The sequence below is a fragment of the Cupriavidus sp. HMR-1 genome, from assembly GCF_000319775.1.
GTDB classification, from domain to species: domain Bacteria; phylum Pseudomonadota; class Gammaproteobacteria; order Burkholderiales; family Burkholderiaceae; genus Cupriavidus; species Cupriavidus metallidurans.
Genome location: NZ_ANKP01000114.1, coordinates 1 through 12,383, shown reverse-complemented (window position 1 = coordinate 12,383; position 12,383 = coordinate 1). Strand labels below are relative to the sequence as shown.

General features: G+C 64.1%; 16 protein-coding genes. 11 read left to right on the top strand and 5 right to left on the bottom strand.

Going from position 1 to position 12,383, the window contains the following annotated elements:
* Positions 1-135: DUF484 family protein (locus tag D769_RS31115; RefSeq protein WP_008646634.1), on the top strand; the 135-nt coding region annotated here is incomplete at its 5' end.
* Between the two features lie 21 nt (positions 136-156).
* Positions 157-1,275: a tyrosine recombinase XerC gene (locus D769_RS15550; RefSeq protein ID WP_008646633.1), complete on the top strand. Its 1,119-nt coding sequence runs from the start codon at positions 157-159 to the stop codon at positions 1,273-1,275.
* On the opposite strand, the gene D769_RS15545 is transcribed toward D769_RS15550, so the two are convergent.
* Positions 1,272-2,228, bottom strand: a complete 957-nt coding sequence (locus D769_RS15545; RefSeq protein WP_008646631.1) for a transcriptional regulator GcvA — start codon at positions 2,226-2,228, stop codon at positions 1,272-1,274. The two genes, D769_RS15550 and D769_RS15545, sit on opposite strands and share 4 nt — an antisense overlap.
* Before the next feature lie 193 nt (positions 2,229-2,421).
* Here D769_RS15545 and D769_RS15540 point away from each other — a divergent pair, with 193 nt between their 5' ends.
* The 3 genes from D769_RS15540 to lipA all read left to right on the top strand — a co-directional run bounded on the left by D769_RS15540 (position 2,422) and on the right by lipA (position 4,726).
* Positions 2,422-2,790: a DUF2917 domain-containing protein gene (locus D769_RS15540; protein WP_008646630.1), complete on the top strand. Its 369-nt coding sequence runs from the start codon at positions 2,422-2,424 to the stop codon at positions 2,788-2,790.
* 138 nt (positions 2,791-2,928) lie between these two features.
* Positions 2,929-3,657, top strand: a complete 729-nt coding sequence (lipB, locus tag D769_RS15535) for a lipoyl(octanoyl) transferase LipB (protein ID WP_008646628.1) — start codon at positions 2,929-2,931, stop codon at positions 3,655-3,657.
* A gap of 76 nt (positions 3,658-3,733) precedes the next feature.
* Complete coding sequence (lipA, locus tag D769_RS15530) at positions 3,734-4,726, top strand: lipoyl synthase (RefSeq protein WP_008646626.1); 993 nt, start codon at positions 3,734-3,736, stop codon at positions 4,724-4,726.
* 62 nt (positions 4,727-4,788) lie between these two features.
* On the opposite strand, the gene D769_RS32345 is transcribed toward lipA, so the two are convergent.
* The 4 genes from D769_RS32345 to D769_RS15510 all read right to left on the bottom strand — a co-directional run bounded on the left by D769_RS32345 (position 4,789) and on the right by D769_RS15510 (position 6,989).
* On the bottom strand, positions 4,789-4,959 hold the full coding sequence (locus tag D769_RS32345; protein ID WP_160172180.1) for a hypothetical protein: 171 nt from the start codon (positions 4,957-4,959) through the stop codon (positions 4,789-4,791).
* A 229-nt stretch (positions 4,960-5,188) separates the two neighbouring features.
* Positions 5,189-5,797 (bottom strand): hypothetical protein, encoded by a 609-nt coding sequence (locus D769_RS30685; RefSeq protein ID WP_008646616.1) that lies wholly within the window; start codon positions 5,795-5,797, stop codon positions 5,189-5,191.
* Entirely contained in the window at positions 5,794-6,444 is a 651-nt protein-coding gene (locus tag D769_RS15515) for a type VI secretion system amidase effector protein Tae4 (RefSeq protein ID WP_008646614.1), read from the bottom strand. The genes D769_RS30685 and D769_RS15515 overlap by 4 nt, the downstream gene beginning before the upstream one ends.
* Complete coding sequence (locus tag D769_RS15510) at positions 6,444-6,989, bottom strand: PAAR domain-containing protein (protein ID WP_234706920.1); 546 nt, start codon at positions 6,987-6,989, stop codon at positions 6,444-6,446. The genes D769_RS15515 and D769_RS15510 overlap by 1 nt, the downstream gene beginning before the upstream one ends.
* A 375-nt stretch (positions 6,990-7,364) precedes the next feature.
* On the opposite strand from D769_RS15510, the gene pxpB reads away from it, so the two are divergent.
* From pxpB to pcp, 6 genes are all read left to right on the top strand, one after another.
* The gene (gene pxpB, locus D769_RS15505) at positions 7,365-8,015 is read left to right on the top strand and encodes a 5-oxoprolinase subunit PxpB (protein WP_008646610.1); all 651 of its coding nucleotides are present in this window, start codon (positions 7,365-7,367) and stop codon (positions 8,013-8,015) included.
* Positions 8,012-9,031 carry a biotin-dependent carboxyltransferase family protein gene (locus D769_RS15500; protein ID WP_008646608.1) on the top strand — a complete coding sequence of 340 codons (1,020 nt, stop codon included), beginning with the start codon at positions 8,012-8,014 and terminating at the stop codon, positions 9,029-9,031. Before pxpB ends, D769_RS15500 begins: the two co-directional genes overlap by 4 nt.
* A 76-nt stretch (positions 9,032-9,107) precedes the next feature.
* Positions 9,108-9,848 carry a 5-oxoprolinase subunit PxpA gene (gene pxpA, locus D769_RS15495; RefSeq protein ID WP_008646606.1) on the top strand — a complete coding sequence of 247 codons (741 nt, stop codon included), beginning with the start codon at positions 9,108-9,110 and terminating at the stop codon, positions 9,846-9,848.
* A 67-nt stretch (positions 9,849-9,915) separates the two neighbouring features.
* Entirely contained in the window at positions 9,916-10,659 is a 744-nt protein-coding gene (locus D769_RS15490) for a DUF969 domain-containing protein (protein ID WP_008646604.1), read from the top strand.
* 3 nt (positions 10,660-10,662) lie between these two features.
* Entirely contained in the window at positions 10,663-11,613 is a 951-nt protein-coding gene (locus tag D769_RS15485; RefSeq protein ID WP_008646603.1) for a DUF979 domain-containing protein, read from the top strand.
* Positions 11,614-11,626: 13 nt separating this feature from the next.
* Positions 11,627-12,292 (top strand): pyroglutamyl-peptidase I, encoded by a 666-nt coding sequence (pcp, locus tag D769_RS15480; RefSeq protein ID WP_008646602.1) that lies wholly within the window; start codon positions 11,627-11,629, stop codon positions 12,290-12,292.
* The last annotated feature ends 91 nt before the right edge of the window (positions 12,293-12,383 follow it).

The window sequence follows — 12,383 nt, the reverse complement described above, 5'->3', positions numbered from 1 at the left end:
GGCCCGGGCGCGGCGTTCGGCCTGCTGGTGCTGGGCTCGCCCGACGCGCGCCGCTTCCATGAAGGCATGGGCACCGCCTATCTGGCCCAGATCGGCGAAGTCGCCGGCGCGGCGCTGAATCGCCTGCGCGACTAAGCGGGGCAAACACTCTCCCCCATGCGCACGCGCCAGCCGGCACGCAACAGGGCCCATGCGGTCGCTGGGGCCGATGAGGCCGATGAGGCGTCGGCCGAGAGGCCGGCCCCAGACCCGCTGGTGGTGCGCTATCTCGACTGGCTGGCCACGAGCCGAAAGCTCGCCGCGCACACGCTGACCAGCTACGGGCACGATCTGTCCGTGTTGCAGTCGCAAGCCATTCGCCTGGCGCCCGGCGTGGCGTTGCTGGCGCTGGAGACCCGTCACATTCGTTCGTTTGCGGCGCGGCTGCATGGCAATGGCCTGTCGGCCCGCACCATCGCACGCACGCTGTCGGCGTGGCGCGGCTTCTATCTCTGGGCGGCGCGGCATGGTCACGGCGTACAGTCCAATCCCGTCGACGGCGTGCGCGCGCCCAAGCGTGGCAGCCCGCTGCCCAAGGCGCTCTCGGTCGAACATGCGGTGGCTTTGGTCGCCCATCGCCAGGACGACACCAACGAATCGCTACGTGATCAGGCCGTCTTCGAGCTGTTCTATTCGAGCGGCCTGCGGCTGTCGGAGCTGATCCAGCTCGACGTCCGCTATACCGAGGACGGCGACTATCGCTCGTCCGGCTGGCTCGATCTCGATGGCGCCGAAGTGACCGTGCTCGGCAAGGGTTCGCGCCGGCGCACCGTGCCGGTGGGCAGCAAGGCGATCCAGGCGCTGAAAGCCTGGATTCACGTGCGCGAGGCGATGTTGCGGCCCGGCGCGCTGCCCGAGGATGCCCACGCGCTGTTTCTTGGCACGCGCGGCCGGCGGTTGCCGATCAGCACGGTGCAGCAGCGCATCAAACGCCAGGCGCTGGCCGCGGGGGTGCCCAGCGATGTCCATCCGCACATGCTGCGCCACTCGTTCGCCACGCATATGCTGCAGTCGTCCGGCGACCTGCGGGCGGTGCAGGAAATGCTGGGCCACGCCAGCATCTCCACCACGCAGATCTACACCTCGCTCGATTTCCAGCACCTGGCCAAGGTCTACGATCAGGCCCACCCGCGCGCCGGTCGGGCAAGCAAGCCGCCCAAGGCATCCAGCGTGAAACCCGGCAAGTCGGACGAATCGGACGAGTTGGCCGAGCCGGACGATTCAGGCGAAGACTAGTTCCACTGCGAGAGGATGTTGCGGAATCGCTCCATCTCGGGCAGCAGCCAGTGCCGGAAGGCCTGGACTTTGGGCGTCTCCAGACTGGTATGCGTGCAGACGAAGTGGAGCAGCCACGGGCACGGAATGCTGACGTCGAACAATCGCACCACCCGGCCGGACAGCAGGTCGTTGTAGGCCAGCGACGAGCGGATCAGCGCCACGCCCTGTCCCTCAGCCGCAGCCTGCAGCAGCAGCGACGAATCCTGCAGCAGCAGGCCCTTGGTCGGCTCGGGCCAGTCGAGCCCGGCCGCTTCGAACCACGGTTTCCACGGATCGCCTTCACCCCGCAGCAATGGCATGCCGGCCATGTGGGCCGGTTGCTCGGGCAGGCGGCCGCCGTTGTAGTTCGGGCTGCAGACGGGGAAGAACACATCGTCGAGCAGCCGCTCCACGTAGAGGCCCGGGTAGTGGCCGGTGCCCATGCGCAGCGCGATATCGACCTCCTCGCTGGCGAAGTCGACGAGCGAGTTCGACGACAGCAGTTCGACGTCCAGTTCCGGATGCTGCTCGATGAAGCTGCCGATGCGGGGCGTCAGCCAGCGCGCGGCAAAGGACGGCATGGTGCTGATGGTCAGGCGCTTGTCGCGATTGCCGGCCTGCAGCACGCGCGTGGCATCGGCGATTTGCAACAGCGCGTCACGCACGCGCTCGGCATAGAGACGCCCGTTGGTGGTCAGCATCACGCGCTTGCCCCGGCGCTCGAACAGTTGCTGCCCCAGTTCCTCCTCCAGCGCGCGAATCTGGTGGCTGACCGCGCCGTGCGTGACGAACAATTCGGTGGCGGCCCGCGAAAAGCTCTCGTGGCGCGCCGCGGCCTCGAAGGTGCGCAGCGCGGCCAGCGCGGGCAGGCGCGGAAACTCGCGCTTCCAGCTACGCGGTTCGTCGGGATTCCAGGCTCCGGTCCAGACCATGGTGCTCTCGGCTATGTGAGGTTGGCTAACAAGACACAAGAATATATATCGTTTTGATAGTGGCAGGGCAATCACTAGAATTCACTTCACCGGACACCGCTGAATGCAATGAATAACTGGCCCGGTCCAAATGCCAAGCCAGTTTCTGGACCCCCGCCAAGACAGCTGGAATCCGGACTCACGGAGAGTCATCATGAAAGCCCTGCTCACAACGACCGTCTTCACCCTCGCCCCCGGGGAAGTCACCGCGCTGTCGCTGCACGCGGCACAGCGCCTGTTCGTGGAAGATGCGAAAGGCATGGATGTATGGGTGACCCGCGAAAACGACTCGGAGGATTACTGGCTGCGCTGTGGTTCGAGCCTGATGCTCCGGCGCGGCGATGAGATCGTGCTCAGCGTGGACCCGCGTGCCGCCGGCACGGTACGGTTGGCGCTGATCGCCGAAGCGCGCCGTCCGGCGCTGACGCTGGCCGATGTGCCGCATCTTGCATATCGCGCCGTAAAGCGGCTGGTTCGAGGCACGGAGTGGACGCCCGCGGAAGACAAGATCACCGCCTCCTGATGCCGATGGGGCGGTGCCGGAGCGGCGGCTTAGAATTGTCTGGCCGCCGCGCGACGAACGCTGAACACCGGTATGACGAAGCAAATCGGGTCGGCCCGCGCTCTGCGTAGGCCGGCCCTTTTCGTTACACTCTTGCCCATGCATCCGATTCACGTCATCGACCGGGGCCGCCAGCCGTATCAGCCCTGTTTCGACGCCATGCGGGACTTCACCGCCACCCGCACGTCCGAGACGCCCGACCAGATCTGGCTGGTCGAGCATCCGCCGGTCTACACGCTTGGCCAGGCCGGCGACCCCGCGCATCTGCTCGCCCCCGACGACACGATTCCGGTCGTGCAGATCGATCGTGGCGGCCAGATCACATACCACGGACCGGGACAGGTCGTGGCCTACCTGCTGCTCGATTTGCGCCGGCGTCACCTGATGGTGCGCGAGCTTGTGCACGACATCGAGCAGGCGGTACTGGACACGCTCGCGGCGTATAATCTCGCAGCCGAACGCAAGGCCGGCGCCCCGGGCATCTACCTGTCCGACGGTACGCACCAGGGTGCCAAGATCGCCGCGCTTGGTCTCAAGATCCGCAACGGTTGCAGCTATCACGGCGTCAGCCTTAACGTGCAGATGGACCTGTCACCGTTCCTGCGCATCAATCCCTGCGGTTATGCCGGACTGGAAACGGTCGACATGGCTACCGCGGGCGCCGCCTTCACGGTGGCGGACGATGCCGGCGGCACGGTGCATCGGCCCGTCACCGCGACACAACAACCCGAAATCGCACAACGCCTGGCGGCGGCCCTGTGCGAGGTACTGGCAGCACGCGAAGCGCGTGCCCCGGTACCGGGACAAGCCGCTGCCGAGGCCGCCTGAGCATGGCTAGCCCGGCCCGAATCACAGCCTATATTTACAGCCTACATTGCACGCTGACGCGCGTGCGGAGAACAGTATGAGCGACGCCCCGATCGCCACGTCCAGCGAAGTCACGCAATCCCCTGCCGACTACGATCCGACCAAGAAGCAGAAGTCGGCCGAGAAGACCGCTCGCATCCCCATCAAGATCGTGCCGGCGGAAAAGCTCAAGAAGCCGGACTGGATTCGCGTCAAGGCTGCCACTGGCAATTCGCGCTTCTACGAGATCAAGGACATCCTGCGCGCCAACAATCTCGTGACCGTGTGCGAGGAAGCCAGCTGCCCGAACATCGGCGAATGCTTCGGCAAGGGCACGGCCACGTTCATGATCATGGGTGACAAGTGCACGCGCCGCTGCCCGTTCTGCGACGTGGGCCACGGCCGCCCGGACCCGCTCGACGTGAACGAGCCCGGCAATCTGGCGCGCACGATCGCCCAGCTCAAGCTCAACTACGTGGTGATCACCAGCGTCGACCGCGACGACCTGCGTGACGGTGGCGCCCAGCACTACGTCGACTGCATCTCGCAAACGCGCGAGCTGTCGCCGAACACGCGTATCGAAGTCCTGGTGCCGGACTTCCGCGGCCGCCTGGACCGCGCGCTGGACATCCTGCAGGCATGCCCGCCCGACGTGATGAACCACAACATGGAAACCGTGCCGCGCCTGTACAAGCAGGCCCGCCCCGGCGCCGACTACGCGCATTCGCTGAAGCTGCTGCAGGATTTCAAGCGCCGCAACCCCAATGTGCCGACCAAGTCGGGCCTGATGGTGGGTCTGGGCGAAACTGACGAGGAAATCCTCGAAGTCATGCGCGACATGCGCGCCCACGACATCGACATGCTGACGATCGGCCAGTACCTGGCGCCCTCGAACCACCACCTGCCGGTTACGCGCTACGTCCACCCGGACACCTTCAAGATGTTCGAGGAAGAGGCGTACAAAATGGGCTTCACCCACGCCGCCGTCGGCGCAATGGTCCGCAGCTCGTATCACGCTGATCAGCAGGCGCATCAGGCTGGGTTTGCCTGATTGGATTGGCCGCCCTTTGCGCTTCGAAGCGGAGGGCGGCTTCCTGATTCTCCCAATCGGAATCAGACGAACGCGTAGTAGGCCGCGACCGCGAAATACAGCGCCAGCGTGAGCGCCGGCGCGCCCAGGCAAGCCTTTACCCACTGCCACGCTCGCCATCCACGGCGCATTCCCCAGTAGACGATCGTCGAAAACGCAAGCGCAGGACCGAAGAGGAAGAGCAGTAGCTGCACTATTGCTGTCCAATGGAGATCATCGCAATGATCGATCTCCCTGCATTCCCACGTGCGGTTGGGATTCACGGGCCAGTCGATCATGCGGACAAGGCTGTCGCATGCCAACGTCCACGCCAAACCGAAAATGGCGACCCCTACGACGACAAGCAGGCGGATCGTTCTGTTTCTCAAAAGGCAGTGGGAGGGGTGTCGGGGGATTTGCGCAATGATCGAGGTCCCGGCTTCATTATTCGTCGCACAATCTCATGGACTTGAGTGGACTGGCGCCGATTGCGTTTTCCCTTGGCACCAATGCGAAGCTCGGCCAATCGCGTTCGTTCACGGCAAGAAGCATGTTGGACTTGCATTTCATGTAGGCCGTCCGTGGTTCGCCCGAACAAGCAACGGCATTCAGCGCGCAGCGTTCCCACTGAGCAATTGGAACGCTTTCAGAGTAGCTACCCTCGGAATAGATGCTGTCGATATCACTGGTCGCAATGAGCATGTGTCGATGGGCCAAGTCGGTCTGTACCGATCGCGTTTGATCCACTTCGGCCAAGTACTTGATCGACTCAACAAAATAAAACGCTCCCAATGCCATCGTGATCAGGAGCGAGAATATGGCAAGCGCGATGAAGATTGATCGACTGCGAAAGATAACTCGCCAGTACAGCAGCAGATAGATCAATGCGAGCGCAGCGCAACCGGCAAGCGCGAGCAGAAAGAACACCGCAATGGTGTGCCTTCCACCAACGTGGTTGTGCCCAAACTCTCGCAAAAGATAGATCGGTGCGGTCGTTATCCCGATGAGCGCACAGGCTGTCGCCACTCTTTCAGTCATTTGCAGGATTCTCATTTCACCTCCCAAAACAGAATCTCACTTGAATCGGCCAAATTTGAGTAGCCGAACGATCTGTCGGAGAGCATTGACGGATATCCTGCCCATCGCCCAAGCGTGGAGAACGCGCCGGAAATGCTACTAATAGTGAGTCGGGCGCCGTTCCAGAGGTCGATGTGTCCACCGGTCAGCGTGCCATCGCTATCTCCGTCCTGTCGCCAGTAGCCATAGAAGTAAATGATGCCGGTTCGGCCGCGGACTTTCGCTTCCCAGTTCTCGCCGGTAATGTCCTGCGGTTCTGCCGGCAATCCGCAAAATGGCCGCTCCTGCTTCAGCCATGTGGCCATCTCATAGGCGCGCAGCGCGACTGGTTTGCCGTCTAGCAGGTCGCGTCCGAGAGTTTTCTTTCCTGGCATCTTTGGGACGTACTTTTGCGAGAAAGACTTCATTGAAACGCCTACCCTGTGAAGGGTTGCGCTCAGCCGAATAGCGCATTGATTCTTGTAGTTCCGGTTGAGGTGTGGGCTTCCGCCCACATAGTTCTTCCATAGTTCCCTAAACGTGATGGGCTCGACGTTGAGGCAGACTTGGGAGTTCGGCAGTCGGGTTGTGCGGACTTTGAACCTGCCAGTCGCGGGAACATTGTGGCGAGTGTTCTCGGACATTATTCCTCCTCGTCGACGGCCTCATCGCCCCAGAGAACGATGTAAGCCGATTCCAATTGTGTGGTAACTCGCGGTAGCTCTCCATTGGCGGGCACTCGGCCTTCCTTGATCGGGCCATCGGGCCCCTCAATTCGGTACCGCATTCCTGCCATCGAGCGTCCTGCGGCGGCAGTCAGTCTCACCTGCTCATCAAATGGCATCTGATCATCACTTCGATGTTCAGATTGCTCCAACGGCTTGCCGAACACGTCGAACCCCATGGCTGCGAGTTCCGCTGCTTCGAAGCTGTGAAACATCGCTCGCTGGGACGCGATCATGACGGGAGGGGGATCGCATCGGCAGACGCAGATATCGCCTTCCAATGCATCCTGCTTGCCCATCCAGTCATTGCGATGGCGTGGGCCGACACCGACGATCTGGCCTGTCGTCTTGCAGGCGGGGCAATAGACGCTAGCGCCCAGGAAGGTCATTTCCCGACCCATGATGGTGCACAGCGCGATTCCATCGAGCGCCTCGCCCCCCAAAGCTGACTTGTCACCTTTCACCAGATTGCATCGAATCATATGGACCCTCTATGTGGATAAAGAGGCGCTCAACATAGCATCGCAGATCCGTCACGCCTTTCCAGTTCGCTGGCGCTTGCCCATCGTCAAATCGCACGTTGCTCCATGCCGACGCCCATGGTGATCCATAGTTAACTTTGTCACCATTCCGGCGTGTTCTTGTCGCTAACGGTGCATAACTACTTAGGGTCAACACCGAGTGCCGTGCACGGGTAAGTTTCGATACCATGAATTTATCGATAAATCGTCGATGAAATTCGATTGAGTCGCGTCGGCTTCATCGGCGAGTCAGCACCGTGGTCTTGTGGCGCCTACACTGCCTGAGATTGCGGGCTGCAGTTACCTCGTGAGTTCCAAATGCCTCAATGCACTGTCCATCGTCTGGCTGAACAGGCGCTGCTTTACAGCGTCGAGCCGCCGGCGTCGCTCGATGTCCAGCGGCGTATCTGGGCGATGGCCGCGCGTGCCGCCGACTGGCGGGGCGTGGTCGATGTGGTGCCGGGCATGAACAACCTCACCGTGACCTTCGATGGCACGGCGGACGTGGCAGCGCTGGAGCGCAACCTGAAGCTCGCCTGGGCTTCGGGAGAGGCACGCAATGCGACGGGCAGGCTCGTGGAAGTCCCGGTCCGCTACGGCGGCGAGTTCGGGCCCGATCTGGCCGATGTGGCCGCCCACACGGGCCTGACACCCGCGGAGGTCGTGCGGCGCCATGCCGCTGGCGAGTACGTGGTCTATTTCCTTGGGTTCCAGCCCGGCTTTACCTACATGGGCGGGCTTGCGCCCGAATTGGCCACGCCGCGCCGCCGCGAGCCGCGTCTGGCCGTGCCCGCCGGCGCGGTGGGTATTGGTGGCGAGCAGACCGGCATCTACCCGGCCGTGCTGCCGGGCGGCTGGCAACTGATCGGGCGTACCGACGCCCAGCTATTCGTGGCTGATCGCGATCCGCCGTCGTTGTTCGCGCCCGGCGATACCGTGCGTTTCGTTGCCGAGGAGATCCTGCTGTGATCGAGATCATTCGACCTGGCGCGCAGGCATCGGTGCAGGACCTCGGTCGTGTGGGTTTTCGCCGCTTCGGCGTGGGCCGCTCGGGCGCGGCTGACGACCTGGCGCTGCGCGTGGGCAATCGCCTGCTTGGCAACGATCCCGGCGCGGCGGCGATCGAGTTCACACTGGGCCGCGCCGCCGTGCGTTTCGAGGCCGACATGCGCGTGGCGCTGACGGGCGCCGAATGCAGCGCGAATCTTGACGGTGTCCCGGTCTGGTCGTGGCACGCGTTCGACGTGCGCCGTGGCGAGACGCTCACGCTGCCGTCGCCGCGCGGCGGCACGCGCACCTATCTCTGCGTGGCCGGTGGCATCGACGTGCCCCTGGTCATGAATTCACGCAGCACCGATCTCAAGTCCGGCTTTGGCGGTTTTGAAGGCCGCGTGCTGCGTGAAGGCGATCGCGTGCCCGTAGGCCGGCCCGGCATCGAGCAGGGGCAGGACTGGGTGGGCGTGGCTGCGCCGGGTTGGGCGCTGCCGGGGCAAGACGGTGGCAATGCCATCGCCATCCGCCTGCTGCCCGGCCCCGAGTACGCCGACTTCGAGCCGGCGTCGCAAGCCGCGCTATGGCAGTCCGAATGGACCATCACGCCGCAAAGCAACCGCATGGGCCTGCGTCTGCAAGGTCCCGCATTGGCACGCCGAGCCGAGCGCTCGGCCGATCTGTTGTCGCACGGCGTGGTGCCAGGCGTGATGCAGGTGCCGCCGTCAGGCCAGCCTATCGCCCTGATGAGCGATGCGCAGACCACGGGCGGCTATCCGAAGATCGGCACCGTGATTGGCGCGGACCTGTGGCGACTGGCGCAGGTGCCGCTGGGCGCGACCGTGCGCTTCCGCCAGGTCACGCTCGAGGAAGCCGCCGCCGCGCAGGCCGAGGTGGACCGCTACCTGCGCCAGATCGACCAGGCACTGGCATGGCAGCGCGAAGGCATGCAGATCGCAGCGCGGCGCCGCGCGACCACGCGCTTTGTCGCCTGAACGCCCAGACGATGCAACGACGCAACGAAACAACGAATTCAAATCGCCTGCCCCTACATATCCCCGGAGAACGCACATGCAAATCGATCTGAATGCCGACCTCGGCGAAGGCTGCGGCAACGACGAAGCCCTGCTGGCGCTGATCAGCTCCGCCAACATCGCCTGCGGCTGGCACGCGGGCGATGCCGCCACGATGCTGCAAACCGTGAAATGGGCGTTGGCCAACGAGGTGTCGATCGGCGCGCATCCGAGCTTTCCGGATCGCGAGAACTTCGGCCGCACCGAGATGCAGCGCGATCCCGAGGCGGTCTATGCCGATGTGCTGTACCAGATCGGCGCGCTCGATGCGATGGTGCGCGCGCAGGGCGGCGAACTTGCCCACGTGAAGCCGCACGGCGCGCTCTACAACATGGCCGTGCGCGACGCAAAGCTGTGCGAGGCGATCGTGCGCGCCGTGCGTGACTACGACTCCGACCTGGTCTTCTTTGGCCTGGCCAACAGCCAGATGATCGACATCGCGCGCGCGGCGGGCCTGCGCGTGAAAGAAGAAGTCTTCGCCGACCGTGGCTACAACCCCGATGGCACGCTGGTCAAGCGTGGCACGCCGGGCGCGCTGCACGAGGACGAGGAAGTGGCCCTGAACCAGACGCTGTCGATGATCCGCGACAAGCAGGTGCGCGCGATCGATGGCACCTGGGTACCGATTCGCGCCGAAACCGTGTGTCTGCACGGCGACGGTGCTCACGCGCTTGCCTTCGCGCGCCGCATCCGGGAACGGCTCGGCGCGGAAGGCATTGCCATCCGTGCCGGCAACTGACGGGCCATCACGACAGGCTCACTCACGCGCTGGTTTTGCTCCCCCCAAACCTTATCCGGTGCACTCCATGGAAACCGCACTCAATCTTTGGCCCCTGCTAGGGGTCGGCGTCATCATCCTTGGCTTTGTTCTGCGGTTCAATCCCATGATGGTGGTGGCCGCGGCTGCTATCGTCACCGGATTGGCCGCGTCGATGCCTGTCATGCAGATCTTCACGGCGATCGGCACGGCATTCGTCAAGGCGCGCAACCTGCCGCTGATCATCCTGCTGCCGCTGGCGGTGATCGGCCTGCTCGAGCGTCATGGGCTGCGCGAGCATGCCCAGGCGTGGATCTCGCGAATCGCATCGGCTACCGTTGGCCGTCTGCTGATCGTCTACCTGGGTGTACGTGAACTCACCGCCGCGGTGGGGCTGACAAGCCTGGGCGGCCATCCGCAGATGGTGCGCCCGCTGCTGGCGCCGATGGCCGAAGGCGCGGCCGAGAACCGGTTCGGTCATCTGCCCGAACCGGTGCGCCAACGCATCCTGGCGTTCTGTGCCGCTACCGACAACGTTGGCCTGTTCTTCGGTGAGGACATCTTCGTGGCCTTCGGCGCCATCGCGCTGATGCACACGTTCCTGCTGTCATCGAACATCGACGTCGAGCCGCTGCACATTGCCGTCTGGGGCATCCCCACCGCCATCTGCGCGTTCCTGATCCATGCCGTGCGCCTGAAGCGCCTCGATGGCTGGCTCGAGCGCGAACTCGGTGGCAAGCAAGCCGCCGGCACGCCGGCCACTGCTGTAGCCAACGCAGCGAAAGGGGAGTAAGCCATGATTGTCTCGATCGACTATCTCTACTGGCTGGCCGGCTTCGTCCTGCTGATCACGGCCCTGATGACGTTCACGGACAAGACGCACCCGCGTCGGCTGTCCACGGGGCTGTTCTGGCTGCTGTACGCGGTCATCTTTCTCATCGGCGACAAGATCCCGCCCGCGATTGTTGGCGTGGGCGCGGTGGTGATGGCGCTGATCGCCGGATTCGGCGGCGTGGGGCAGGGCAAGCATGGCAGCCTGCCTGACGAAGAGCGTCGCGCCAGCGCGCGCCGCCTGGGCAACAAGCTGTTCATTCCCGCGCTGCTGATCCCGCTGGTCACGGTGCTCGGTACCGTGCTGTTCAAGGATGTGAAGATCGCCGGACTGGCGCTGCTCGATCCGAAGAACGTCACGTTCGTGTCGCTGGGCATCGGCTGTATCGTCTCGCTGATCGTGGTCTGCTGGCTCACACGCGACACGGTGACGCAAAGCATGCGTGAATCGCGTCGCCTGATCGAATCGCTTGGCTGGGCGCTGGTGCTGCCGCAGATGCTGGCGATGCTGGGTCTGGTGTTTGCCGATGCCGGCGTGGGCAAGGCCGTGGCGCACCTGACCACGGCGTACATCAACATGGACTACAAGCTCGTGGCCGTGGCGGTGTACTGCGTGGGCATGGCGCTGTTCACGATCATCATGGGCAACGGCTTTGCCGCGTTCCCGGTGATGACCGGTGGTGTTGGCGTGCCGATCCTGGTCGGCATGTTCAATGCGAACCCGGCCGTGATGGCGGCGATCGGCATGTTCTCCGGCTATTGCGGCACGCTGATGACGCCGATGGCAGCGAACTTCAACATCGTGCCTGCCGCGTTGCTGGAACTGGAAGACAAGAACGCCGTGATCCGCGCGCAGGTGCCTACCGCGCTGTGCATCCTGGTGGCCAATATCATCCTGCTGTACTTCCTGATGTAACCGGAGCCTGACCATGACCACCCGTACTGTCCTGCTGACCGGCTTCGAGCCGTTCGAGAACGAACCGGTGAATCCGTCCTGGGAGGCGGTGCGGGCGCTCGATGGCGAGCGCGTGGGCGATGCCTTGATCGTTGCGCGGCAGTTGCCCTGCGTCTTCGGCAAGGCCATCGAGGCAATGGACGCGCTGGTCGATACGCTACGCCCTGACGTGGTGATCGCCGTCGGGCAGGCCGGCGGCCGCACCGAGCTGTCGATCGAGCGCGTGGCGATCAATGTCGACGATGCCCGCATTGCCGACAACGCCGGGGCCCAGCCGATCGACGCGCCGATCGCCAAGGATGGCCCGGTCGCGTATTTCTCGACCCTGCCGATCAAGGCGATCGTGCGCGACATGCGCGCGGCCGGCGTGCCTGCGATGGTCTCGCAGACCGCAGGTACCTTCGTCTGCAACCATGTCTTCTATGGGCTGATGCACGTGCTTGCCCATCGCAAGACGGGCAGCACCGCGACCACGCGCGGGGGATTCATCCACATTCCCTATCTGCCTGAACAGGCCGCACGCCATCCGGGGGCGCCGAGCCTCGCACTCGATACGCTGATCGCGGGGTTGCGCGTGGCGGTGGCCACGTCGCTATCGACGGACGCGGATATTCGCGAGGGCGGCGGGCAACTGCACTAGCAGGAGCGGAGCGGCCTCAGGATTGCGGCCGCTTCGATTCCTGCTGCGCTTCCGTCGCGGCCGCCACCGCGCGCTCGGTGGCGCGGCGCCT